The 23591-nt window shown below is 69.7% G+C and carries 24 protein-coding genes; 15 read left to right on the top strand and 9 right to left on the bottom strand.

Going from position 1 to position 23591, the window contains the following annotated elements; genetic code table 11:
* Nucleotides 1-3: 3 nt before the first annotated feature.
* Nucleotides 4-780 (top strand): endo alpha-1,4 polygalactosaminidase, encoded by a 777-nt coding sequence (locus tag BM093_RS21110; protein ID WP_218162858.1) that lies wholly within the window; start codon nt 4-6, stop codon nt 778-780.
* 54 nt (nt 781-834) lie between these two features.
* Here BM093_RS21110 and BM093_RS21105 read toward each other — a convergent pair whose 3' ends face one another.
* The gene (locus BM093_RS21105) at nt 835-1632 is read right to left on the bottom strand and encodes a glucose-1-phosphate cytidylyltransferase (protein WP_093347495.1); all 798 of its coding nucleotides are present in this window, start codon (nt 1630-1632) and stop codon (nt 835-837) included.
* Between the two features lie 550 nt (nt 1633-2182).
* Between BM093_RS21105 and BM093_RS21100 the strand changes: the two genes are divergently transcribed.
* On the top strand, nt 2183-2809 hold the full coding sequence (locus tag BM093_RS21100) for a GNAT family N-acetyltransferase (protein ID WP_093347490.1): 627 nt from the start codon (nt 2183-2185) through the stop codon (nt 2807-2809).
* Between the two features lie 144 nt (nt 2810-2953).
* Nucleotides 2954-4234, top strand: a complete 1281-nt coding sequence (locus tag BM093_RS21095; RefSeq protein WP_177238615.1) for an HNH endonuclease signature motif containing protein — start codon at nt 2954-2956, stop codon at nt 4232-4234.
* Nucleotides 4235-4307: 73 nt separating this feature from the next.
* Here the strand turns inward: BM093_RS21095 and BM093_RS21090 are convergent, their stop codons facing one another.
* Nucleotides 4308-4838: a hypothetical protein gene (locus BM093_RS21090; RefSeq protein WP_143105459.1), complete on the bottom strand. Its 531-nt coding sequence runs from the start codon at nt 4836-4838 to the stop codon at nt 4308-4310.
* A gap of 203 nt (nt 4839-5041) precedes the next feature.
* Between BM093_RS21090 and BM093_RS21085 the strand changes: the two genes are divergently transcribed.
* From BM093_RS21085 to BM093_RS21075, 3 genes are all read left to right on the top strand, one after another.
* The gene (locus BM093_RS21085; protein WP_093347477.1) at nt 5042-5593 is read left to right on the top strand and encodes a dihydrofolate reductase family protein; all 552 of its coding nucleotides are present in this window, start codon (nt 5042-5044) and stop codon (nt 5591-5593) included.
* A gap of 138 nt (nt 5594-5731) precedes the next feature.
* The gene (rfbC, locus tag BM093_RS21080) at nt 5732-6298 is read left to right on the top strand and encodes a dTDP-4-dehydrorhamnose 3,5-epimerase (protein WP_093347474.1); all 567 of its coding nucleotides are present in this window, start codon (nt 5732-5734) and stop codon (nt 6296-6298) included.
* Nucleotides 6298-7581 (top strand): NAD(P)H-dependent oxidoreductase, encoded by a 1284-nt coding sequence (locus tag BM093_RS21075; protein WP_093347471.1) that lies wholly within the window; start codon nt 6298-6300, stop codon nt 7579-7581. The genes rfbC and BM093_RS21075 overlap by 1 nt, the downstream gene beginning before the upstream one ends.
* A 107-nt stretch (nt 7582-7688) precedes the next feature.
* Here BM093_RS21075 and BM093_RS21070 read toward each other — a convergent pair whose 3' ends face one another.
* From BM093_RS21070 to BM093_RS21055, 4 genes are all read right to left on the bottom strand, one after another.
* Complete coding sequence (locus tag BM093_RS21070; RefSeq protein WP_093347468.1) at nt 7689-8963, bottom strand: nucleotide sugar dehydrogenase; 1275 nt, start codon at nt 8961-8963, stop codon at nt 7689-7691.
* A 71-nt stretch (nt 8964-9034) separates the two neighbouring features.
* Nucleotides 9035-10081 (bottom strand): GNAT family N-acetyltransferase, encoded by a 1047-nt coding sequence (locus BM093_RS21065; protein ID WP_093347465.1) that lies wholly within the window; start codon nt 10079-10081, stop codon nt 9035-9037.
* The gene (locus tag BM093_RS21060; RefSeq protein ID WP_245773678.1) at nt 10078-11061 is read right to left on the bottom strand and encodes a glycosyltransferase; all 984 of its coding nucleotides are present in this window, start codon (nt 11059-11061) and stop codon (nt 10078-10080) included. Before BM093_RS21060 ends, BM093_RS21065 begins: the two co-directional genes overlap by 4 nt.
* 61 nt (nt 11062-11122) lie before the next feature.
* Complete coding sequence (locus BM093_RS21055) at nt 11123-12229, bottom strand: Gfo/Idh/MocA family protein (protein ID WP_245773677.1); 1107 nt, start codon at nt 12227-12229, stop codon at nt 11123-11125.
* A gap of 383 nt (nt 12230-12612) precedes the next feature.
* Between BM093_RS21055 and BM093_RS36080 the strand changes: the two genes are divergently transcribed.
* The 9 genes from BM093_RS36080 to BM093_RS21015 all read left to right on the top strand — a co-directional run bounded on the left by BM093_RS36080 (nt 12613) and on the right by BM093_RS21015 (nt 20720).
* A complete protein-coding gene (locus BM093_RS36080) occupies nt 12613-12774 on the top strand; it encodes a hypothetical protein (protein ID WP_177238614.1) in 162 nt (53 codons plus the stop codon).
* Entirely contained in the window at nt 12771-13892 is a 1122-nt protein-coding gene (locus tag BM093_RS21050) for a DegT/DnrJ/EryC1/StrS family aminotransferase (RefSeq protein WP_093347458.1), read from the top strand. The genes BM093_RS36080 and BM093_RS21050 overlap by 4 nt, the downstream gene beginning before the upstream one ends.
* A 131-nt stretch (nt 13893-14023) precedes the next feature.
* On the top strand, nt 14024-14815 hold the full coding sequence (locus tag BM093_RS21045) for a GumC domain-containing protein (protein WP_093347455.1): 792 nt from the start codon (nt 14024-14026) through the stop codon (nt 14813-14815).
* Entirely contained in the window at nt 14812-15411 is a 600-nt protein-coding gene (locus BM093_RS21040; RefSeq protein WP_143105458.1) for a YveK family protein, read from the top strand. The genes BM093_RS21045 and BM093_RS21040 overlap by 4 nt, the downstream gene beginning before the upstream one ends.
* Nucleotides 15408-17006, top strand: a complete 1599-nt coding sequence (locus BM093_RS21035; protein WP_093347449.1) for a lipid II flippase MurJ — start codon at nt 15408-15410, stop codon at nt 17004-17006. The genes BM093_RS21040 and BM093_RS21035 overlap by 4 nt, the downstream gene beginning before the upstream one ends.
* Nucleotides 17003-18430: a hypothetical protein gene (locus BM093_RS21030; RefSeq protein ID WP_093347446.1), complete on the top strand. Its 1428-nt coding sequence runs from the start codon at nt 17003-17005 to the stop codon at nt 18428-18430. Before BM093_RS21035 ends, BM093_RS21030 begins: the two co-directional genes overlap by 4 nt.
* Entirely contained in the window at nt 18411-19067 is a 657-nt protein-coding gene (locus BM093_RS21025) for a sugar transferase (RefSeq protein ID WP_245773676.1), read from the top strand. Before BM093_RS21030 ends, BM093_RS21025 begins: the two co-directional genes overlap by 20 nt.
* Nucleotides 19064-19945, top strand: a complete 882-nt coding sequence (locus BM093_RS21020) for a polysaccharide deacetylase family protein (RefSeq protein WP_143105457.1) — start codon at nt 19064-19066, stop codon at nt 19943-19945. The genes BM093_RS21025 and BM093_RS21020 overlap by 4 nt, the downstream gene beginning before the upstream one ends.
* A 13-nt stretch (nt 19946-19958) precedes the next feature.
* Nucleotides 19959-20720 (top strand): hypothetical protein, encoded by a 762-nt coding sequence (locus BM093_RS21015; protein ID WP_093347432.1) that lies wholly within the window; start codon nt 19959-19961, stop codon nt 20718-20720.
* Nucleotides 20721-20738: 18 nt separating this feature from the next.
* On the opposite strand, the gene BM093_RS21010 is transcribed toward BM093_RS21015, so the two are convergent.
* From BM093_RS21010 to BM093_RS21000, 3 genes are all read right to left on the bottom strand, one after another.
* Nucleotides 20739-21866, bottom strand: a complete 1128-nt coding sequence (locus tag BM093_RS21010; RefSeq protein ID WP_281248719.1) for a lipid II:glycine glycyltransferase FemX — start codon at nt 21864-21866, stop codon at nt 20739-20741.
* Between the two features lie 59 nt (nt 21867-21925).
* Complete coding sequence (locus BM093_RS21005) at nt 21926-23044, bottom strand: lipid II:glycine glycyltransferase FemX (protein WP_245773674.1); 1119 nt, start codon at nt 23042-23044, stop codon at nt 21926-21928.
* Between the two features lie 96 nt (nt 23045-23140).
* On the bottom strand, nt 23141-23536 hold the full coding sequence (locus BM093_RS21000) for a hypothetical protein (protein WP_093347428.1): 396 nt from the start codon (nt 23534-23536) through the stop codon (nt 23141-23143).
* Nucleotides 23537-23591 lie beyond the last annotated feature (55 nt).

Here is a 23591-nt window from a genome sequence, read left to right as displayed (position 1 = left end):
CGGGTGGCACTGCTGTCCCTGGTGACCGCGCTGCTCTGCGCCTCGGCCGTGGCGTGCACGGCGGGCGGGTCCTGGTGGGTCCCGGAACCGGGGGCGAGCTGGCAGTACCAGCTCCAGGGGGAGATCGACACCTCGGTTCCGGCCGACGTGTACGTCGTCGATCTCTTCGACACCGACCGGTCGACGGTCGCCGACCTGCAGGCGGACGGTCGCCGCGTCGTCTGTTACCTGAACGCGGGCGCCTTCGAGCAGTGGCGACCGGACGCGGGGGACTTCCCGCAGGAGGTGCTCGGCCGGCCCCTGCCCCGGTGGCCGGGGGAGCGCTGGCTCGACATCCGCCGTCTCGACCTGCTGGAACCGGTCATGGCCGCCCGCATGGAGTTCTGCCGGTCGGCGGGGTTCGACGCGGTCGACCCCGACAACATGGACGGCTACCTCCAGGACACCGGCTTCCCGATCACCGCGGACGACCAGCTGCGGTTCAACCGCATGATCGCGCGGCTGGCGCACGAGCGGGGGCTCGGCGTCGGTCTGAAGAACGACGTCGAGCAGGTCCCCGAGCTCGTCGGCGAGTTCGACTTCGCCGTCAACGAGCGCTGCTTCGCCGAGGAGGAGTGCTCGACGCTGCAGCCCTTCGCCGATGCAGGCAAGGCGGTGTTCCACGTCGAGTACGACGTCGCGACCGCCGAGTTCTGCCCGGCCACGACCGCGCTCGGATTCAGCTCGATCCGGAAGTCGTGGGATCTGGGGGCCGAGTGGGAGGCCTGTCCGGCTCCCTGACCGACGGACGGCCGGCCGCGCGGGCCGGCCGTCCGCTGTCGTGTTCCGGGCGGCTCAGTCCCAGGTCTTCCAGGGGGCCTCGCCGGAGGCCCACATGCCGTTGAGGAACTCGTAGTCCTTGAAGGTGTCCATCGCGCACCAGAAGTCCTCGTGGGCGTGGACGTTGAGCTCGCCGTCGCGGGCCAGGCGCTGCAGCGGCTCGTGCTCGAGCCAGACGGCGTCGTCGCCGGTCTTGCCGAGGTAGGTGTCGAGGAACTCGCGCTTGAACGCGAAGAAGCCGCCGGAGACGAAGCCGCTGACCTGGGTCGGCTTCTCGTTGAACTCCACGACGCGGTTGCCGTCGACGTGCATCTCACCGAACTTCGAGGTCGGGTGCACACCGGTGACGGTGCCGATCTTGCCGGACTCCTCGTGCTCCTTGGCCAGCGCCGTGATGTCCACGGTGGCGACGCCGTCGCCGTAGGTCAGGAAGAAGTTGTCGGTGTCGACGTAGCGGGCGATCTCGCGGACCCGCGAGCCGGTCGCGGCCTCGAGGCCGGTCTCGGCGAAAGTGATCTCCCAGTCCTCGTCGACGCCGTTGTGGAAGTCGATGCGGTGCTTGTCGGCCATCGACAGCGTGAAGTCCGACAGGCGGGCCCGGTAGTCGAGGAAGTACTCCTTGATGGCCCAGCTCTTGTAGCCCAGGCACAGGATGAAGCGCCGGTACCCGTGCTGGCGGTAGATCTTCATGATGTGCCAGACGATCGGACGCCCGCCGATCTCGACCATCGCCTTGGGGAGGCTCTCGCTGGCCTCCCGGATCCGGGTGCCTTTGCCTCCGCAGAGGATGACGACGGGGGTCTCGGGGTTCATGCGGTCCTCTCAGTGCACGGGGAGCGTGGTGGTGGGGCAGCGGCGTCGCCAGACGTACAACCGCTCACCACTACCGCAACGTTATCGGCGTTGGGCAGAGAAACGGCTCACACCCGGCCATATGGGGCATCGCTGGGCCCGCTCGGTCACAACGAGTGTGCATCCGACGCTGGTGCGGAGTGGAACCGAGGGTGGGCTGCCGCTTCAGGACGGAGCTTCCGGCCCGGAAGTGAGTCGAGTCCGGGCAGCCCGGCAGAGGTCCTGTCGCGGGGCACACCTACGTCGACACCGAGCGTCGCCTCTCCTAGGCTCGGTGCAGGTCATCGAGATTGCTCTGTTCCGGAGCGCGCGGGGGAGGGAACCGTCGCGGCGATGCTCGCTCCGGCCGGATCGGTCGGCGAGCTGGGTGGTGCCACGCGATCGTCGCGGTTCTGCAGGCGCAGGCGTGCCTCGACGTGGCGGCCGTCCCGTCACGGAGCCCGACCCCATCCCTCTTTCATCTCCGATCTGCCTGCCCGGCCCCGGGCCCGGTCGGGAGAGGAACGATGCCATGACCCGCACGATCCCCGACCACACCGTCGATGACGACGACCCGGTGCTCTGGCTGCGTGGCGAGCGCGCCGCGCTCGGACCGTTCACCCGGGCGTTGGCCCAGCTGTACTGGCGATGGGAGAACGAACCGGAGGTCATCGCCGGTATGGGGCGCCAGACACCCGAGTCGCTCGAGGCCCGTCTCGAGGGTTACGACGCCCAGGCGCGCTCCATGGGCACGATCCCCCGGTTCACCGTCCACGACCTCACACGCGACGACGGCCCACTCCCGGTCGGGACCACGGCACTGCGCATCGACCACTACGTCCGTACCGCGGAGTTCGTCATGCTGCTCGGTGCTGCCGGCCGAGGTCGCGGGTTGGCGCCGGACGCGACTCGCCTGACCCTCGATTACGCCTTCCGCATCTGTCAGCTCCGCTCGGTGTGGCTCAGAGTTCTCGTAGCGAACACCCGTGCTGTCGCGGTGTACGAGCAGGCGGGGTTCCGGCACGCGGGCCGCATGCGCCGCGCGGGTTACTGGTACGGCGCCGAGGTCGATGAACTGCTGATGGACGTCGTCGCTGACGAACATCTGGGGCCGGCTGGAACGTCGTCCTCGGCGAGTGAGCCGAGTGCCGGTGTGTGATGCCGCGCGCCCCGAGAGCTCCGAGGGAGCGGTCCGGGCGACTGGTGACGCTGCTCGATGTGGGCGTGGCCGCTCAACGCCACGGCCCGACCGGTCGCCTCTGGATCATCCAGATCGAACTGGTGTTCGAGTAAAATCGGGTGCGTGGACGACATCTGGAAGGCCACCGACGAGGAGCTGCTGCTCCGTGTCGGCGCCGTCCAGCACGAGCTCAACACGCTGTCGGCGTCCCTGGTGCCGCTGGTCGCGGAGCTCATGACGCGCGGCCTGGCGAAGGTGAAGGGCTACCGTGACACCGCGGACCTGCTGCGCAGCGTGCAGAACGTGGCACGGTCCACCGCGAAGGAGCGGGTGCGGGCGGCGGAGCAGCTCTCGCCGCTGTATCTGATCACCGGACAGCAGGTCGATCCGCAGCTGCCGGTGCTTGCCGAGGCGTTCGAGCGTGGCGAGGTCACCGCGGAGCACGTGCGGGTGATCCAGTCGGTGCTGGCTTCGATCCCGCCGCATCTCGACACGCACCGGCCGGCCCTCGAAGCAGAGCTCGTGCAGCATGCCCGCGGGCTCGACCCGGACGCCGTCGCGAAGCTCGGGAAGCGGGCGCTCGCGGTGCTCGATCCGGACGGTCCTCGCCCGCGGGACCCGCGCCCCAGCCGCAACCGGCTCACGCTGCGTCCCCTGGGGAACGGGGTGGAAGCACGCGGCTGGTTCGACACCGAGTCCGCTGCGGTCCTGCGGACCGCGCTGTCCCCGCTGACCGTGCCGGTCCCGCCCGTCGACGGCGCCGAGGACCAGACCCGCGACGAGCGCTCCACCGCCGAACGGAACGGTGACGGCCTGGTCGAGCTCGCCCGCCGGATGATCGGGGTCGGTGTGCTCGGCACGGAAGCCGTCCAGCCGGTGCAGGTGTCGGTGACCGTCCCGCTGGACACGCTGACCGCCCGCGAGGGTGCCGCCCTGCTCGGGTTCGGCGAGGGCGGTCTCGCCGCCGTGATCGCGGCCGAGGAGGCCCGCCGGCTCGTGTGCGACGCCCGGGCCGTGCCGATCGTGCTGGCCGCGACGGGCGAGCCGCTGTTCGTCGGCCGGGAGAGCCGGCTGGCCAACCGGGCGCAACGGCGGGCGCTGGCCCAGCGGGACGGCGGATGCGCCTTCCCCGGCTGTGACATCCCGCCGCAGTGGTGCATCGCCCATCACGTGGTGCACTGGATCGACGGTGGGCGAACGGACCTGGTCAATCTGGTGCTGCTGTGCCGGCACCACCACTCGATGATCCACAAGGGTGACTGGGTCGTGGAGATGGACGGCGGCTTCCCGGTCTTCCACCCGCCACCGTGGATCCCGGGTGGCCCTCGGCGCAACGTCCTGCACCGCCCCGACCTGGTCGGGCGGATCCCGGAGCAGGCCGCACGCGAACCCGTGCCTCTCTGAGCACCGGAGTGGGGCCGAATCACCAAACCGGGCGCAGGAGGCTGCAGCTGGGCCTGGTGCCGCCGCGTCGCGTTCAGTCGGCGTCGAGCGGGCCACCGTCCATCAGGCCGTCGCCGTCGGCGTCGGTGCCACAGGCAGCGGTGCCGTAGTCGGCGCTCGTGGGGTCCGAACAGCTGTACTCGCGGTGGTCCCCGACGGTCTCGCTCTCGAGCTGCTCCAGGTACTGCCGCTGATCCTGTTTCTCAGTTGCGTTGATCTCCGGGCAGCTCTTGTTGGTGACCACGTTCGGGTTGTCCGGGTCGCCGAACTCCGCGTTGCCGGTCGGGTCGCAGGTGTAGACGACGGCTCGCTCGGGCTTCTCCTCGGCCGGCACCGGCAGCGGGAAGTCCGGAACGATCCGCTTCGGCAAGGGAGGCGGCGGTACGAGCAGGAGGCGTGGAGGTGCTGCTGTGGCCGTGTCGATCCGGTCGGCGGCTTCGGCAACCGAGGCGCCGGGGAGTTCGGTGAGCGAGAGGGCGGTCGCGACGCCGAGTGCGGCGATCAACGTGGTGGGCACGAGTGCGCGGAGCGTCCGGCGGGTCCGAAGTTGAGTGGTGCGCGTCATCGCCAGGTCTCCCGAGTGAGCAGTGCAGCCCTGTCGTGTGGACATCGCAGCGCACGGCCCAGTGTTAGCCGCCGGATGGGCTATCTCGGGAGCGAGCACCCTCGCCGTAGTGGCTCGGCCGCTCCGAGTGGGCGGCGATGAGTCTCCGGCGTCCGTGTGGTCGTCACTGATGTAGGACGCACCGACGACCGTGGAGGCACCTCGTGCGCACTCTCGCGATCACTCAGAACATCACCCTGGACGGCGCCGTCGAGATGCTCGGTGACTGGTTCGACCCGACCGACGACTCGGACGACGTTCTCGCCGAGATGCGCCGCCAGGACGCCGGGTCCGACGCCACCCTGCTCGGGCGGCAGACGTTCACCGATTTTCGCGGCTACTGGCCCGAGCAGACCGACGACGCCACGGGTGTCACCGACTACCTGAAGACGGTCCAGAAGTACGTCGTGTCGACGACACTGACCGACCCGGAGTGGGAGAACTCGACGATCCTGTCCGGTGACCCGGTCGCCGAGGTGACCGCGTTGAAGCGGCAGCCCGGCAAGGACATCGTCGTCACCGGCAGCATCAGGCTCTGCCACACGTTGATCGAGGCAGGACTGGTCGACGAGTTCCGCCTGTTCCACTACCCCGTGGTGCAGGGTCGCGGACGACGGCTGTTCCCGGATGGCTGGACGGCCGAACGGCTACAACTCACCGACGCGAAGTCGTTCAGCACCGGGATGACCTACACCTGCCATGCTCGACGGCCGTAGGACCCGACCAGACCGGCGCCGTACCCGTTGAAGACGGTGCGTGACCGATCACGAACGGTACGTGTCCGGCCGAGTTGCGCCCGTCACGATGCGGAGGGCGGATGCAACCTTCCGGCCCCGATGGGCGACGCTGAAGGTATGGACATCCACCCGACCACGCTCCCCGGATCGGCGCTGATCGACCTCAAGCGCCTCGAGGACGACCGCGGGTTCTTCGCCCGTGCGTTCTGCGAGCAGGAGTTCACCGAGGCCGGGCTCGACCCGACGATCACCCAGTGCAACCTCTCGTACAACCACGGGACGGGCACCCTGCGCGGCTTCCACTACCAGCTGGAGCCCAACTCCGAGGTCAAGGTCATCCGCTGCGTCCGCGGAGCGATCTTCGACGTGATCGTCGACCTGCGGCCCGAGTCGGACACCTACCTGCAGTGGTTCGGGGCGGAGCTGTCCCAGGACAACTACAAGGCCATGTACGTGCCGCGGAACTTCGCGCACGCGTACCTGACCCTCACGCCGGACGCGACGACGATCTACCAGGTCTCCACGCCGTACACCCCCGGCGCCGAGCGGGGCCTGCGCTGGAACGACCCGACGATCGGCGTCGAGTGGCCGATCGAGGTCGCGACGGTGTCCGACAAGGACGCCAACTGGCCGCTGCTGGCAGACAACCCGGACTTCGCCGACACGCTCACCAGGACCCGCTGATGATCATTCTGGACACCGCGCTCGCGAAGCGTGCCGCCGAGAACCGCCCGATCCGCGTCGGCCTGGTCGGGGCCGGCTTCATGGGCCGCGGGCTGGTCAACCAGATCGTGAACTCGACGCCGGGCATGGACGTCGTCGCGATCGCCAACCGGACCGTGCCGACGGCCGTGCGTGCCTACACCGAGGCCGGCGTGGAGCCCGTCGAGGCGTCCACCACCGCCGAGGTCGAGTCGGCGATCGCGGCCGGGACGCCCGTCGTGCTGGGCGACGCGTTCGCGCTGCTCGCCGCGGAGAACATCGACGTGCTCGTCGACGTCACCGGCGCGGTCGAGTTCGGCGCGCACGTCACCGTCGCCGCCATCGAGCGGGGCCTGCCGGTCGTCACCATGAACGCCGAGCTCGACGGCACCGTCGGCCCGCTGCTGGCGCACCGTGCCCGGGCGGCCGGCGTCGTGCTGACCGGGGCCGACGGCGACCAGCCGGGCGTGCAGGGGAACCTGCTGCGGTTCGTCAAGGGCCTCGGGGTCACGCCGCTGGTCGCGGGCAACATCAAGGGCCTGCAGGACGAGTACCGCACCCCGACCACGCAGCAGGCGTTCGCGGAGAAGTGGGGCCAGGACCCCTACATGGTCACCAGCTTCGCCGACGGCACCAAGGTGTCGTTCGAGCAGGCGATCGTGGCCAACGCGCACGGCTTCACCGTCGGCAAGCGGGGCATGTACGGCCGCGACCACGCCGGTCACGTCGACGAACTGACCCAGGTCTACGACGTCGACGAGCTGCGCTCGCTGGGCGGGGTCGTCGACTACGTGGTCGGCGCCAAGCCGGGCCCGGGCATCTACGTGCTGGGCACGCACGACGACCCGAAGCAGCAGCACTACCTGAACCTGTACAAGCTCGGTGAGGGCCCGCTGTACAGCTTCTACACGCCCTACCACCTGTGCCACTTCGAGGTCCCGAACACCATCGTGCGGGCCGTGGACTTCGCCGACGCCGCACTCACGCCGCCCGGCGGGCAGCGGGTCGACGTCGTCGCCACCGCCAAGCAGGACCTCAAGGCCGGGCACACCCTCGACGGTCTCGGTGGGTACGACACCTACGGCGTCGCGGAGGCCTCGCCGGTGACCCGGTCGGAGCGGCTGCTGCCGATGGGTGTGGCCGAGGGGTGCGTGCTGACCCGGGACGTCGCGAAGGACGCGGTGCTGACCTACGACGACGTGACGCTGCCTCCGGGGCGGTTGATCGACGCGCTGCGGGAGGAGCAGGAGAAGCTCTTCGGATAAGGACGGTCGGCGCCGCGCACCCGCGTTACGCGAGGTCGACGGATGCGTGTCGCGCACGAGCGGTGGTCCCGGTGGGGCACGGGCTGTGGAGTGCCGAGGGCCGAGCGTCACAGCCGCTCGGCCCCGTGCCCCCCGAGCCGGTTGCGGGTGTCGAACACCCGCGTCGCGAACCCGCCGATCAGTTCCCAGTCCAATGCGTCGTGATCGGTGAGAACGACGACGAGATCGGCCGCGGCGAGCTCGTCGGGGGTGGTCTCCACCAGCGTGACCCCGGGCGGGACCTGCTGCGGCTCGATGAACGGGTCCACCGCTCGAAGCTCCGCACCCTGATCAGCGAGGTGGCGGGCGACCGAGATCGCCGGGGACTGCCGGGCGTCGCCCGAGTTCGGCTTGTAGGCCAGCCCGAGCAGCAGGATCCGGCTGCCGTTGACCGCCTTGCGGTCGCGGTTCAGCCGGGCGGTGATCCGGTGGACGACGTGATCGGGCATGTGGTCGTTGACATCGTTCGCGATCTCGACGAACCGGAACGGCCGGCCGAGGGTCCGGCGCACCTGCCAGGAGAGGTAGGACGGGTCGATCGGGAGGCAGTGCCCGCCCACGCCCGGCCCGGGCCGGAACGGCATGAAGCCGAACGGCTTGGTCGCCGCGGCCTCGATCACCGACCACACATCGACCCCGAGCTCATGGCCGAGTACCGCGAGCTCGTTCACCAGCGCGATGTTGACGTGTCGAAAGGTGTTCTCCAGGAGCTTGGCGAGTTCGGCCTCCCGAGGCCCCGGGACCTCCACGACCTGGTCCACGAGCGAGCGGTAGAAGGTGGCGACGGCGTCGAGCGACTGTGGATCGATCCCACTGACGACTTTCGGGGTGGTGCGGAACGTCCAGCGCTGGTTGCCCGGGTCGATGCGTTCCGGGCTGTAGCCGACGTGGAAGTCGCGACCGGCCTTCCAAGGTCCCGCGGACTCCAACAGCGGGACGAACTCGTCCTCCGTGGTGCCCGGGTAGGTGGTGGACTCCAGCACGACCGTGCATCCGGGCCGGACATGCCGGGAGAGAGCGAGTGCCGCGTCGCGGACGCACCCGAGGTCGGGTGCACCGTCCCGCAGTGGTGTGGGCACCGATACCACCGCGACGTCGAATCCCTCGAGTGCCGACTCGTCGTCGGTCGGGTGGAAGCGTGCTGTGTCGAGCGCAGTCCTGAGGTCCCGGTCGGAGACGTCATCGACGAAACTGGCGGCTCGCTTCAGCCTGTCGATCCGGGACTTGTCCACGTCGAACCCCACGACGTCGTACCCGGCCTCGACGGCTCGGATCGTCACGGGCAGACCGACGTATCCCTGTCCGAGGACAACGAGTCTGCACGGTGGCGCGATCACGTCCATGGGTGTGCTCCTGGTTCTGGGGCGGCGATGCCCGTCCGGGCGACCGTCGTGGGCGGTGTCGTGATCAGGTGTCAGCAGAAGTACCGATAGAGGAGCGCGCCGGCCTGGTCGGTCACCCGGTCGGGCACCTCGGGTCCGGTGAGCAACCGCGTCAGGTCGCCGAGCAGTTCGTCGACAGGGGTGTGTGTCGGGAGGCTGCCGTGCGGGCGCAGCGTGCGGATGCGCTGCTCCCGCGTCGCCCAACCGCGCTTGAACCGCACGAGACCAGGCTGGTCGAGATCGGACAGACCCCAGTCCATGGCGGACAGCCCTTGGTCGGCGGCCCAGCGCAGGCACGCCCAGTGCAGTGCTTCGTTCGGCCGCAGATGCAGGTGCTCGCCGGCGGAGGCGCCGAACTTGTAGTAGACGGTGTCCTGCCACACCAGGTAGATCGCACCGGCGATCGGAGGGCCACCGACGTCCACCAGACCGACCCGGATGCCACCGTGTGGCGCGAACGCCTTCCACACCTGTTCGAAGAACTCCAGCGGCTGAGCCAGCAACCGGTACTTCTCCTTGCGCAGGCGCAGGTGCAGACGGTGGTACTCGGCCACCGCAGACAGGTCGTCGCGGAGCACGACGCGCAACCCGTTGCGCTGGGCCGCGGCCAGGTTGCGTCGCACGTGCGGACGCAACCGTCGATGCAGGTCCTCGGCCGGCGCCAACGGTGTGACGTGCCAAGCGGCCTCGCCCACGACGGCGAACCGCTCGTCGGTGGCAGCAACCGACGTGTCCAGGCAGCGCAGCGTCAACGTGGGGCCGGAATCGTCGCAGATGTCTGCTGCCACCGCAGCCCAGGCGTCGTCGGTGTCCACGCCGGGACGTACCACCGGATCACCCCGATCACTGAACGGCAGACCGAGACGCCGCTGTCCACGCACGTCGGCGACGTCGACCCAGGCGAGCCCGGCTGCCGGTGTCCCGTCCGGGGCCCGGACCAGCCGGGCCTCTGGGACGAATCCGTAGTGGTCGCACACCGCGGACAGCCACGGTGGCGCGGTGAACAGGTCGCCGTGCGCTGCCAGCTCCCGCCAGGCCGGGTCCGTGCGGGGGTCGACCCGTTCCACGCGCGCGGTCACGACGCCAGCCCGAAGGCCGGTGGGGAATCCGGACGATCCACGTCATGGTCCAAGGTCGCGACCAGCCGGGCCGCGGTGATCTCCTCGGGATCGAGGACGGTTGCCACACCCCGTCGCGCGAGCTCGGCGGCCAGCTGGCTCTGATGGTCGTCCCCCGCCTCGCCCTCACGGGACCGTCGCACCGCCAGGACGGGATGCCGACCTGCGGCGAGCGCGCCCAGCACGGATCCCGCACCCGCGTGACAGATCACGAGATGCGCCGACCGTAGTGCGGCGGCCAGCTCGTGTGCGGGCAGGAACGGGACGGGGGTGACCGCCGGGCTCTCGACGGGGGTGCAACCGGTCTGCCACAGCACCTGCACCGTACGACCGGTGTATCGGGCCAGCTCCCCGCCGGGGGAGAGGATCGGGATCAGCGCCCGGACGAGCCGGGTGAACGGGAACTCGGCTGCGGTACCGACGCTGACCACGACTCGCAGCACCGGGCCGGTGCACCGGTCCGCGATGCCGGGTGCGACCGCGCGATAGCTGTCGAAGACGCTCCCCGCGAACTGCCAGCGTGGGCCGCTCCACCGGGTGTGCTGTGTGTACCGACGGATGCTCGGGACGTGGTGCAGGACCCGCCCCGTGAGCGAGGGCCCGGTGACCCGGGCGACGCTCTCGACGTAGTGGCACTCGACGCCGCGGGAGGCGAGGTAGGGCAGATACCCCAGCGCGATGCCCGACCCGGTGGAAACCGCTCGGGTCACGCCGTACCGGCGCCACATGCGGTGCGCGCGGGGGACACACCTGAGGACGTCCGGAACGTTGCGGACGCGGACGTAGGGCACGAACTCGACCTCCCGGTCCGCCAGTAGCGAACGGCTCTGCTCGTTCGCGTGGGTGACCCACAGCCGGGGACCGGTCCCGGGAATGCGCGCGGCGAGGTCGTTCAGCTGTTCGAGGTGACCTCCGGTGGTGGCCAGGAACAATGTGGTCATTGCGCGCGGGCCTCACTCGACACGGCGGGGACGCGCTTGTCGCCCCTCGGGCGGAGCACGGTCATGACGCCGCCGCCGAGATGCGCGTCGCGTCGTCGAGAGCCGGGGTGACCTCTGCCGGGAGCCCCGTGGTCATCGACCGGTCCGCAGCTGTGAGTACGCGGACGACGTCGAGGCCACGTCGCCCCGGGGTACGGCACGCGGCATCCCCGCGGATGCAATCGACGAAATGCCCGTCCTGTACGAGCAGCGGCTCTTCGAAGGGCACGTAGGGCGAGGTGATGTCCCCGGTCCTGTAGGTCATCGGCAGTCCGTGGGCACCGCTCCCGTCGTCGACCGTAGCCGGGTCGACCCCGATGTCGTAGATCCGGATTCGTTCGTTGTCGGAGATGTCGTCGTAGACAGCCATCCGGCGTTCACCGATGACCGTCACGGTTCGGACCTTCCGTGGGCTCAGCCAGCTGACGTGCACGAACGCGTGGGTTCGTGAGCGCGGAAAGTCGAGCCTCAGATGAGCGACGTCGCTGTGCCGGATGCCGACGTTGCGCTTCGCCCATACCGATGTCGTCGCCGGCATCTCGTCGAGGAGGAACGAGACGATCGAGATGTCGTGCGGGGCGAGGTCCCAGACCACGTCCACATCGACCTGATAGCGACCCAGACTCAACCGCTGGGCGTCGATGTAGAGAATGCGGCCCAACGCTCCGGAGCGGACGATCTCACGGAGCTTCCAGACGGCCGGGTTGTACTCGAACGTGTGCCCGGTCATCAGGTGGACGCCCGACCGGTCCGCGAGATCGACCAGCATCTCGGCGTCGGCCACTGTGGTGGTGAGGGGCTTCTCGACCAGCACATGCCGTCCGGCTCGCAGTGCTGCCGATGCGACCGCGACGTGACTGCCGGCCGGGGTGGCCACGACCACCCCGTCGACGTCGTCGATCGCCTCGTCGAGGGACCGGCACAGTCGAGCGGCGGGATAGTGCGCCCCGGCCTCCGACAGCCTCTGCTCGTCCGCCTCGACGACCGTCACGGCGACGTCTCGCAGCGAGCTGACGACCCGAACGTGTTTCGAGCCCCAATACCCGTAGCCGACCACGGCGATACGGGAACAGGAACCGGTGACTGTCATGTGGTCTCCTCCGCGAGCGGCGTCGACGAACGGAATCACAGTGCAACGAATGGGGGCGTCAGAGGTTTGCGGAGTGACCCTCGATATCTGCATGGCCCGTGTTACGCACCTGCAACGCGGACGACGGCGTCGTGACGGGGAGTATGCGCAAGAACGCGTTCCGAATGGGTGGCCGGGAAACGTCATCTCCTCGTCGAGAGTGTGGCGTGGGCCGATTCGTCGTATCTGTTACGCCACTCGGCCGTGCGGCTGACCAGCGTCGAGGCGTCCAGAAAGGCGAACCGACCCCACTTTCACGGCTCGTTCGATACGTTCGCTCACTCGGAATGGTTGGTCCGAATGTCGGAGGACGTGTAACGACGGAGTTCCCCCGGAGCGAATGGTCCTGCACAGCTGGTGCGAGAGTTCGACAAGGGGGCGCGATGTCCATCGACGCCGACGGCGGTCGGGTGGCGATGATCAGGTACGGCTACCGCAGATCACGACACCTCCGTGTGTTGAGCAGTCCGTCCGAGATGGCGGAGACGGTCGAGGACGGAGCGGACACCCCGGTACTCCTACCCGGACACGAGGTGGCCACATGACCACCTTCGACGTCGAGCGGAGTCCGATCCCGCTCCTCGACCTCGCTGAGATCAACCGGGCCGTGTCCGCCGAGATCGATCTCGCATGGCGCGACATCCGTGGGCACGGTCGTTACGTCGGCGGCGTCGAGATCGAGCTCTTCGAGAGCGCGTTCGCCGACTTCTGTGGGGTCGAGGGCGCCGTCGGCGTCGCGAACGGAACGGACGCGCTCGAACTCGTCCTGCTCGGGCTGGGCATCGGCCCGGGAGACGAGGTGATCGTTCCGGGCAACACCTTCATCGCGACTGTCGAGGCGGTGTGCGCGGTCGGCGCTGTCCCGATCTTCGTCGACGTCCTCGAGGACACCCTGCTGATCGATCCGGACGCGGTGGCGTCCGAGGTCACCCCGCGCACTGCGGCCGTGATGGCGGTCCATCTCTACGGTCGGATGGCCGACATGGATCGTCTGCTCGCCGTCACCGGGCGACACGGTCTCGCCCTGATCGAGGACGCAGCACAGGCACACGGCGCCCGGTGGACGGGGCGCCGGGCGGGGGGCTCGGGCCATGCAGCCGGGTTCAGCTTCTATCCGGGGAAGAACCTGGGGGCGCTCGGCGACGGTGGGGCCGTGACGTCGAACGACCGGGAACTGCTGGGCAGGATCCGCCGGATCGCCGATCACGGCCGGTCGTCCACCGACCGGCACCGGCACGACCTCCGTGGCCGCAACAGCCGACTCGACACCCTCCAGGCGGCGGTGCTCTCGATCAAGCTTCCGCACCTCGATGGTCAGAACTCCCATCGGCGAGCCGTGATGGCCGAGTATCGCGCGGCGCTGCCGCCCCACGTCGTTCCGGTCGCGGACGACCCACGGTCGGAGAGCGTGCACCACCTCGCCGTCGTCCGGGCCCGGGACAGAGAAGGGGCCATCCGGGCGCTGGAGGAGGCCGGGATCGGGTGGGGGATCCATTACCCCGTCCCGTGTCACCTGCAGCCCGCCTTCGCGGAGTTCACGAGGGCTGCGCTCCCGGTCACCGAGGCCGCAGCCGGCCGGATCCTGTCGTTGCCGATGTCCCCGACGATGACGATCGCTCAGGTCCGTCGCGTGGCGAGCGTGCTCACGGGAGGCCGACGGTGAGCACGAACGGCACCGGGCCTTCGGACGGCAGCAACGGTTCTGTCGTGACACCTGATCAGGGCGCACCCTCCACTGCACCGGCGACCCCGCACGAGCCCGAGTGCGCCACCGGAACGCCGCGGACGCGACCGGTGCCGCAGGTGTGGCCGACGGCGGCCGACCGCGACGCACCGGCCGGAGCGGGATGGGACGCTCTCCACGAGAAGATCGAGGAGTCGCCGGCTCCACAGGCGATGCCCCTGCGGGAGGCCCGTCGCCTGGCACAGCTCGCGTTGATGATCGTTCTTGTCTGTGTCGGGCTCGCCGGCGGCGTCTGGTTCCTCATTCCGACCGAGTACACCGGCCGGACCGAGTTGCTCTACCCGGTGGCGGTCGAGCAGTCCACCGGGTTCCTGCGGGAGGACCGGAACCTGACGACCCAGCTCCTCCTGATCGGCAGTCGTGCCGTCGTCGAACCGGTCGCCGGTGCCCACGGGGTCACGGTCGAGGACCTCCAGCGCCGGGTCACGGTCGAGGTGGTCGACTCGTCCGAGATCATCCGGGTGGACGTCCGCGCGGCGGACCGGGCCGAGGCGGTGCAACTCGCCGGTGAACTCACCACGAGGTACATGGAGATCTCCGCGGGCACCAGGAGCGCCCCGGCACGGGAGTACGTCAGCACCGAGCTCGACAAGACCCGCGCGGCTCTCCGGACGAACCCGGCTCCCAATCTGCGCGAACGCGAACGTGCGCTCGTCGCGCAGCTGGACAGCCTGACGACCGCAGATCTGGCGCGTCCCGTTCCGACCGTGCTCGTGCCGCCGTTCTCGGTGTCCGCACCGGCCGGCCCGGGCGTCGACGTCGCTCTCGTCACCGGCGCGCTGCTCGGGGTACTCGTCGCCGCACCGGTCGTCCTCCTGCGCGCGCGTCGGCGTCGACGATGACTCTCGTCGACGCTCCGGTGACCCGGCCCCGACCGCGAGTGCACGAGCAGCGGTTCGACGCGGGCCTCGTGGTCCGGGTGGTGGCTGTCGTGCTGGCGGCTGCGGTCGCCGGATGGCTCGGTGCGATGCTGCAGCCACCGGTCGCGGTGATCCGGGCGGTCGTCGTGGTCGCGCTCGTCGACGATGACGGGAGCGCCGAGCGTGCGCTCGCGACCCAGACCCGGATGCTGACCGATCGCCCGGTGCTGGTGCCGGTCGCGGCTCGGCTCGGCATGCCGCCCGAATCTCTCGCCGAGAGGGTCCATGCCGAAGCCGACCTGCAGACCGGTCTGATCACGCTCGACATCAGGGACGCGGATGTGGCGCACGGTTCCCATGTCGCCGAGCAGGTCGTCGACGAGTACCTGCAGACCGCCTACCTCTCGGACGTCCCGGCCGACGGACTCGTCCGGACGCGGTTGCTGTTCCCGCCGCACCCGGTCCCGGACGACCGGCCCGGGGCGCTCACCGGCGCGGCGCTCGGTGCCGGGATCGGCGCGCTCGCGGCCGGAGCCGTGGTGCTCGCCGGCCGAAGGAAGTGGGGCCGGCGAGGATGATGAGCAACCAGGCCGGACCGTCGACGAAATCGGCCGCGCGGGACGCCGCTACGGTCGCCGGCTGGACGCTGATGAGCCGGGTGACCGGTCTCCTGCGCGTCGTCGTCGCCGGGGCGGTCATGGGGCCGACGTTCTTCGGGAACACGTTCCAGATCGCGTATGTCCTACCGGGACTTGTCTACTCCACGATCGCGGGTCCGGTCCTCGGCATGGTGCTGGTCCCGGCAGTCGTCTCGGCCGTCGAGCGATCCGGGCGCGAGCACGCCCGTGCCATCTCGTCAGGTGTCGCGTTCCGGGTGCTCGTGCTGGCGGTCGGCGCCTCGATCCTCCTCCTCGTGCTGGCGCCGATGATCGCGTGGGTGGTCACGCTGGGCTATCCGGCAGCCCTTGTCGAGATGGACGAGGCGAGGCGCCTGGCGATCCTGCTCTTCCTGTTCGTGGCGCCGCAGATCGTCCTCTACTCGGTGGCCGCGCTCGGCGTCGCGGCCCAGCAGGCACACGGACGGTTCGCGATATCAGCCGGGGCACCGGCCATCGAGAACCTCGGACTGATCGCAACGATGGTCCTTGCAGGACTCGTGTGGGGGGCAGGGCTGGAGATCGGTGAGGTGCCCACCTCCATGATCGTCTGGCTCGGCCTCGGCAGCACACTCTCCGTGGGGTTGCACGCGCTGCTGCAGTGCTTCGGCGCGGCGCGATGCGGGATGCTCGTCCGGCCCTCGCTGCGTGCAGCGCGGTCACCGGACTCGGCCGACCCGGTGCAGCGGCTGATCCGGTCGGTCGGTGTGGCCGCCTGGCCCAGCCTCTCGATGTTCGTGGTCCTGACGTGCGCCGGAACCGTGGCCGGCGGAGTGATCATCGCGCAGATGGCCTACGCCGTGTACAATGCCGCCGCCTACCTCACCGGACGGGCGGTCTCGATCGCGGCACTGCCCCGGTTGGCACGTGCGGCCGCAGGCAACGGGGTGGACCTGGCCACTCGTTGGCGACAGTGCACCGGGTTCGCGCTCCTGACCAGTGTCCCGGTCCTGGTCGCCCTGAGCGTGCTGGCCGTGCCGGTGGCGGACGTGCTGGCCCGGGGCCGGCTCGCCGAGCCCGGAGTCGTCCGGGATCTCGCCGCGGTGCTGGTCGTCGTCGCCTTCGCCCAGCTGATCGGGGGTGTACACGACCTCGGTCGACAGGCGCTGTTCGCAGCGAGGAACGAGATCCGAGCACGGCGCGGGAGCGAAGTCGCCTCCGTGGCAGCGCTTGCGACCGCCGCGCTGGCCCTGCTCGTCCCGGTCGAGGGACACCGGATCGTCGTGCTCGTCCTGGCCATCCCGATCGGTGAGCTGTCCGGCGCGCTCGTCGTGCTCGCCGCGGTGCGGGTGACCGTCGGTTCGGCGCGGCTGCTCGACGGACCAGCTGCAGTGGCGTCGGCCGTCGGATCGGTCGCGATGTTGCCCGTCCTGCTGGCAGGACTCTCGTGGTACGTGATTGCGCTCCCGGGCACCGCGTCGACGCTCGGCATCGTCGTGATCGTGTCGGCGGCTGCCGTCGCCGTGTACGCGCTGACAGCGCATCGTCGAATCCCGCAGCTGGGGAGGAGCGGATGACCGGGGTCGACCTCACGGACGCGCGAGACGGTCGGCGGCTGCTCCTCCGTAATCGGAGTGCCGCGTGGTGGGCGGCCGGGCTGATCGCCTCGGTGAGCGCCTTCGCCTCGACACGGTTCGATGCTCAGACCGTGATGATCGTAGGCGGCGCCGCGGGCATCCTGCTGCTGTTCCTGGCCTGCGTGTGGAAGCCGGTGATCGGCACCTATGCCTACCTCGCAACCCTTCCGATCATCGCCGGTATCGACCGGGGCAACCTGCTCCCGCTGGTGCGGCCGAACGAAGCGCTCCTCGCCCTGATACTTCTCGGTGCGCTGTTCGGTGCCTACCTGCGGCTGTGCCGCGGGGATGCGTGGCCACTCCGGTCGCACCCGACCGACCTCCCGCTCGCGGCATTCCTGCTGCTCTCGACGGTCTGGCCGATCGCGTCGCTCATGCTGCGTGGGCACGTACCCACCAGCGGCGAACTCGCCGCGGTTCTCCCGATCTGCAAGCTCGTCGCGCTCTACCTCCTGGTTCGGTGCAGCGTCGTCCGCGACGAGCAGGTCGTGTGGTGCGTTCGCCTGATCATCTGGCCGGCCACGGTCGTCGCGCTGATCGCGATCCTGCAGACCCTCGAGTTCGGTCCGGTCATCCATGCGCTCGAGTCGACGTGGAGCCCCGACGCGAATGACGGCGCACTCGAGTCCCGGGGATCGACGACGCTCGCGTCGCCGATCGCGACCGGCGACGTCATCATCATCGCGTCCGTCCTGACGGTGGCCTGCGGAGTGCGTCGGGTACTTCCTCGTCGCGAGTTGGTCGTCGCCGGAGCGGTGCTCAGCTGCGGCGTTCTGGCAGCCGGACAGTTCTCCACCTGGATCTCCGCCGCTGTCGCCGTTGCGCTCCTGCTCTGGTCGGTGCCCGACCTGCGTCGTTGGGCGTGGCGCCTCCTGCCGCTGGCGCCGGTCCCGCTGCTGATCGGCGCGCCCGTGCTGATGGGGCGGTTTGCGGACTTCGGCGAGACCGGGGTACCCGTGAGCTGGCAAGGACGCTGGGACAATCTGTCCAACGCCTACATCCCCGCGTTCGAACCGGTGAACTGGCTGATCGGGGTGACCCCGGACCCGGTGCTGGTGGCTCCGGAGACGTGGCGCGATGTGATCTACCTCGAAGCCGGCTATCTGGCCTTCCTGTGGATCGGGGGCATCCCGGTCCTGGCCGGCTTCCTCTGGCTGTCCGCTGCGGTGCTCCGTTCCGTGCGGCCACAGGTCGAGCAACCGGACTCGGCCGGCGCCGTCGCGATGACGTTGCACATCAGCTGGATCTTCCTGCTCGTCCTGACCGTTCTCGATCCCCATCTGACCCTTCGGGGTACCGGGGACCTGCTCTACACCCTGCTCGCCCTGACCACCGGGAGAGTCGATGTTCGACGAAGCCCCTGACCTCCGCCGACCGACGCGCTGGGCACTCGTAGTGAGCCGGATCGTCGACGTGAGCCTTGCCTGTGTGCTCATGGTGATCGTCGCCCCGGTTCTTCTGCTGGTCGCGCTCGCCATCCGCCTGGACTCGGCCGGGCCCGTGCTGTACCGCCAGTGCCGGATCGGCCGGGACCAGCACCCGTTCACGATGCTCAAGTTCCGTTCGATGACGATGGGTGGGGACGATCGGGCGCACCGGGAGCTGATCGCTCGGGAGCTGGCGGGCGAGGACACGTCGCGCGGTGGCAGCTGCAAGATGGACGACGACCCTCGGGTGACCCGGGTGGGCCGATTCATCCGCAGGACCAGTATCGACGAGCTTCCACAGCTGCTCAACGTGATAGCGGGGAGCATGTCCCTGGTCGGCCCCCGGCCCTGCCTGGGTTGGGAAGCCGCGCAGTTCCCGGCGAGGTATCTGCGCCGGTTCGACGTCCGCCCGGGTATCACCGGCCTCTGGCAGGTCAGCGGACGGAGCACGATGGGAACCCGGGAAATGCTCGAACTCGACGTTCGCTACGTCGACCGCTGGAGCGTGACGGAGAACCTCCGGATCCTGCTCCTGACGGTTCCCACGGTGCTCCGCAGCGACGGTGCCCGGTGAACGCCTCGGACGAGGCGGGCGAAGAGGTACGACGGCGGATGTTCCGGGTGGAGGAGGCGGCACCGTGGCGGGCATTCACCTCACCGAGGGTCCTCATGTACCACTTCTTCGGCGCGCCGCTGTCCGGGCGCGATCCCGACCACCTGTTCGTCACCGCGGAGAACTTCCGCACGAATCTCGGGTCACTTCTCGACTCCGGGTGGCGGCCCGTCGACCTGGATTCCTACCTCGGGTGGTGGGCCGGCGACGTCCGCCTGCCGCACAAGAGCTTCCTGCTCACGATCGACGACGCCCACCGGTCCGTCGTGGATCTGGCTGCGCCGATTCTCTCGAGCTTCGGAATCCCTTCGGTACTGTTCGTGCCCAGCGGTCTGATCGGGGGCGCCGTGTGCTGGTCGGATGACTACGCGCGCGAACGGATTGCGACCGCCGACGAGCTGCGCCGGTTGCCGACCACCGGGATGGAACTCGGCGTGCACGGGTTCGACCACACGCGCATGGTGGCGCTCGGTCCATCCGAGCTGCGACGTCACACCGTTGACGCCCGCCTCGAACTCGAACGCGTGACCGGGGTACGGGCACGGGCCTTCGCCTACCCCTATGGAACCCACGACTCCGTGACCCGGCGAGGAGTGGCCGAAGCCGGATACACGGTGTCGTTCGCGGTCGCCCGTGAGCGCGGGAGCTTCGCCCGATGGCGCATCTGTGTCGACGGGAACGACTCGCAGACGGCGTTCCGCTTCAAGCTGACGCCGACGTATGCCGCCGCCTCGCTGCTCGGAGGCCGAGCGTGGCGGGCACGGCACCTGGTCCGTGACCAGGTCGAGGCGGTGCGTCGGGCAACCATCGCCGGGACGGGCCGACCCCGTGTGCGGTGAGCCCGCACCTCGGGTGCGGCGTCGGACGGCGACGGGCGTCCTCGGCCTGCTGGCCGTGGTTGCCGTCGGGGCGGTGGTGATGTACCTGGCCGGGGCGCCCGGAGCTCCGGTGGATCCCGGAACCCCGGTTCCGGCCGAGGCGCTTGCACCCGGCACGGCATTGCCGACGGGCGCCGAGTGCGCCGCCGCGGTCGGTGCGACGCGCGAGGTGCGGCCCGAGAACGCCGAGCCGAACGCGCGAACGGGTGGCGGAGTCCGGGTTCCGGACTGGACGCCACACGGGTACGCGCCCGAGTTCAATCCGGAGATCATCGCGCGAATCGATGGCGACTACGCCGGTAGCACCGGCCAGATCCTGCAGTGGGGTGCCTGCAAGTGGGGACTTCCGCCGGACCTCGTCCGGGCCATGGCGGACGCGGAGAGCGATTGGCGGCAGGCGACGACCGGGGACGTCTCCTCGGACGAGGAGGACTGCGTCCCGGGAGACGCCCCGCCGTGCGCGACCAGCTTCGGGATCATGCAGGTGAAGCACCTCTACCGGCCAGGTTCGTACCCGCTGGCCTCCGAGAGCACTGCGTTCAATGTCGACTACGCGCTCGGTGTGGTCCGCGGCTGTTACGAGGGCTGGGTGACCTACCTCGGCCCCGAGGCCGAGGGGGACCTGTGGGGATGCGTCGGCTGGCACTTCTCCGGCGAACTGCGTGACCCGGAAGCTCTCGGGTACATCGGCAGGGTCGGACGGGCACTCGACGAGGCTGCCTGGACGCGCTGGTGACCTGACGGCAGACGCGGATCAGGTCACCGCGTTGCGGAGCCGGTTGCGGACGGCGCCGAGCAGGCGTCGCCCACGCTCGGTCCTGCGCCCGAGGTCGTACGCCGCTCGCAGGACCGGGGAACCGAACCATTCGACCGCCTGGGGGTAGGTGTGCAGGTGTCCGCCGAACCGGATCTTGAAGACATCGGGTCCGGGAAGCCCGTCGGTGCTCACCGGGGAACCGGACGCGAGCCGTTCCGCCGAGCCGGGCCCGATGCCCCCGAAGTCGAACCAGCAGTAGCCGGCGTTGCGCGCCCACCGGATCGCGTCCCACTGCACCGCAGCGGACACGTTGAGATGCTCCCACCGCGTCGAGCGGTCGGTTCCGATGAGGCGGGAGCGCACGACGCCTGCACAGCCGGTCAGCACCTCGCAGACGACCGGTTCACCGGCCACCTCGCCGAGCCGGATCTGCACCTCGTCACGCGCGGTGAACGTGCGGTACATGGTGCGCAGATAGGATTCCGGGAACGGGGCGAAACCCTGGAACCGGGCTGTCTCGCCCAGCAGCCGGGCGACTGTGGACAGATCGTCCTCGGTTGCGGTCCGGACGGTGACACCGCGACGTTCCCACTGGCCCGTCCACCGTCGTAGGCGCTTGCTGAGCCCGGCCCGGATCTCGTCCTCCGGGCGGTCGAGGGCGAGCCGCAGGGTCGCCGCCGGCGCCACCCCGGCCGCCGAGATGCGGAAGTCGCGTCGGAGCAACTCGTCGCTGATGTCGTCCCGGCCATCGGGCGGCTGGATCAGCAGGACCGCCAGCTCGTTCCTGGCCATGGTGACCAGCCGGTCGCAGATGCTCCGGACTGCGGTTCCGTGCTCGGTCCGGGCCTCGTCCAGTATCGGGCCGTTGGAGATGTATCCGACCGTGCCGATCAGCGGGAGTCGGCGGAGGAGCACCTGGGCCCCGCCGACCAGCCCGTCGTCGGAGTGGAGCAGGAGGTACCGGGACTCGAAGCCGGCCGTCGAACGCAATGTCGCCCACCCGGACTTCTGCACCGTGTCGCCACCGTCGACTCGGCTGACTAGGTCGTCCCATTCGGCGAGCTCGTCAGCGGTCGGTGAACGCAGATCTGTGATCGATGTCGACGAACCCGTTCCTGATGCCACGTGAGGGGCTCGGAAAGATCGGAGCGCCTGTTACCGGGCGCCCTTCCGACTACGATCGGTCACCGGGTGGCTCGGATCCGCCCGCGAACGGCCCGAACTGCCCGGCGCCCGTACTCGGACCTGTTCGTCAGGTCGTAACCGGCTCGTAGGAGCGGGGAACGGAACCACTCGACCGCCTGCGGGTAGGTGTGCAGGTCGCCTCCGAAACGGAGCTTGAACCGATCGGGGCCGGGGACCGAGTCGAGATCCGCCGTGTCGCCGGCGAGCGAGGCCCGTGTCTCGGGCAGGACTCCGCCGAAGTCGAACCAACGGTAACCGGCCGATCGAGCCCACAGGATGCTGTGCCACTCGACGGCCGCAGACACGTTCAGGTGTTGCACCTCGGCGGAACGATCGGTCCCGCCGAGCCTCGAGCGCACGACGTTCCCGCAGCCGGTCAGAACCTCGCATGCCACCGGAACACCGGCGACCTCGCCCACCATGATCTGGATCTCACCCCGGTCGGCGAAGATGTCGTACATCGTTCGCAGATAGTCCTCCGGGAACGGGTCGAACCCCTGGTGTCGGCCGGTCTCGGCGAGGAGAGCCGCGACGACCCCCAGGTCCCGGCGACCGGCCGGCCGTACCGTGACCCCGCGGCGCGGCCACTGCCGGGTCCACTGGCGCAACCGCCGACCGAGCCCGGCTCGGATCTCCTCCTCACAGCGATCCAACCGCAGACGCAGGGTCGCCGCGGGAGCGATCCCTGCTTCCGAAGGGCGTAGGCCCCGTGCGAGAAGGAACTCGCTGACGTCGTCGCGGCCCTCCGGTGGTTGTACGAGGAGCATCGACAGATGTGTCTGCGCCGCGCGGAGCAGGTGTGTGCACAAGGCCGGGACGCCGATGGAGCTGTCGCCGACGGTGTCGTCGACGAGCGGAGCATTCGACACGTAACCCACCCGGCCGAGCAGCGGCAGGCGACGTTCGAGCAGCTGGGCACCGCCGACCAGGTGTCCGCGGTCGTGCGCGAAGAAGTAGTGAGCGGTGAAGCCCGCCGTGGCGCGCAGGTCGGCCCAGCCGGACTTCTGGACCGTATCGCCGTTGAGTCGATCGACGAAGGTGTCCCACTCGTGCAGCGGACGAGCCGCCGGGTGTCGAACTTCCGTGACGGTGCATCGAGAATGGATCGCGGCAGACACGCGGATGCTGTCGCGAAGTCCGGTTCGCCCGTTACGCGGTTGTCTGCCGCAATTCGTCGCTGGGTCGGTCCTGCGTACGATCCGAGCTGCTGAACGTCATCCGTGCACGTACTCCTCCCGCCGCCGCAGCATCCCCAGTGCCATGGCCGGCAGCATCAGCACGTGCCCCACGACCATCACGTCGTGCCCGGAGAGCACCCCGAGCCAGTACGGCGGGAACAGCACGACGAACGACAGGTACATCGCCAGGCATATCTCGACGGTCGCGGGCCAGGTGTGGCGCTTCCAGGCCATCCAGACCGCCATCCCGGCGCTCATCGAGGTCGCCATGAGCAGCGCCTGCACCTCGAGGTCCGGGTCGCCGGCGAGCATCGCGAGCGGGCCGAGCACGAGCATGCCTGCCCCCATCGCGAGCAGCATCTGCAGGTAGTGGAGCGCGAAGCCGCGGTCGGTCAGGGCGGCCTTCACGGTGGGGCGCTGGACGGTCGTCATGGGGTCCCCCTCGGCGGGATCCGCGAAGGGCGTGCGGCACGGCGGTCCGTGCCGT

The organism is Pseudonocardia ammonioxydans, from assembly GCF_900115005.1.
Classification (GTDB): domain Bacteria; phylum Actinomycetota; class Actinomycetes; order Mycobacteriales; family Pseudonocardiaceae; genus Pseudonocardia; species Pseudonocardia ammonioxydans.
The sequence above is the reverse complement of the archived record's forward strand: the minus strand, read 5'-3'. Positions and strand labels throughout refer to the sequence as shown.

What these genes read in the sequence shown, in the direction of transcription:
- BM093_RS21105 (WP_093347495.1), bottom strand. Translation starts at nt 1,632, where the DNA reads ATGAACCCCGAGACCCCCGTCGTCATCCTCTGCGGAGGCAAAGGCACC.
- BM093_RS21100 (WP_093347490.1), top strand. Translation starts at nt 2,183, where the DNA reads ATGACCCGCACGATCCCCGACCACACCGTCGATGACGACGACCCGGTG.
- BM093_RS21090 (WP_143105459.1), bottom strand. Translation starts at nt 4,838, where the DNA reads ATGACGCGCACCACTCAACTTCGGACCCGCCGGACGCTCCGCGCACTC.
- rfbC (WP_093347474.1), top strand. Translation starts at nt 5,732, where the DNA reads ATGGACATCCACCCGACCACGCTCCCCGGATCGGCGCTGATCGACCTC.
- BM093_RS21075 (WP_093347471.1), top strand. Translation starts at nt 6,298, where the DNA reads ATGATCATTCTGGACACCGCGCTCGCGAAGCGTGCCGCCGAGAACCGC.
- BM093_RS21070 (WP_093347468.1), bottom strand. Translation starts at nt 8,963, where the DNA reads ATGGACGTGATCGCGCCACCGTGCAGACTCGTTGTCCTCGGACAGGGA.
- BM093_RS21060 (WP_245773678.1), bottom strand. Translation starts at nt 11,061, where the DNA reads ATGACCACATTGTTCCTGGCCACCACCGGAGGTCACCTCGAACAGCTG.
- BM093_RS36080 (WP_177238614.1), top strand. Translation starts at nt 12,613, where the DNA reads ATGTCCATCGACGCCGACGGCGGTCGGGTGGCGATGATCAGGTACGGC.
- BM093_RS21050 (WP_093347458.1), top strand. Translation starts at nt 12,771, where the DNA reads ATGACCACCTTCGACGTCGAGCGGAGTCCGATCCCGCTCCTCGACCTC.
- BM093_RS21040 (WP_143105458.1), top strand. Translation starts at nt 14,812, where the DNA reads ATGACTCTCGTCGACGCTCCGGTGACCCGGCCCCGACCGCGAGTGCAC.
- BM093_RS21035 (WP_093347449.1), top strand. Translation starts at nt 15,408, where the DNA reads ATGATGAGCAACCAGGCCGGACCGTCGACGAAATCGGCCGCGCGGGAC.
- BM093_RS21030 (WP_093347446.1), top strand. Translation starts at nt 17,003, where the DNA reads ATGACCGGGGTCGACCTCACGGACGCGCGAGACGGTCGGCGGCTGCTC.
- BM093_RS21025 (WP_245773676.1), top strand. Translation starts at nt 18,411, where the DNA reads ATGTTCGACGAAGCCCCTGACCTCCGCCGACCGACGCGCTGGGCACTC.
- BM093_RS21000 (WP_093347428.1), bottom strand. Translation starts at nt 23,536, where the DNA reads ATGACGACCGTCCAGCGCCCCACCGTGAAGGCCGCCCTGACCGACCGC.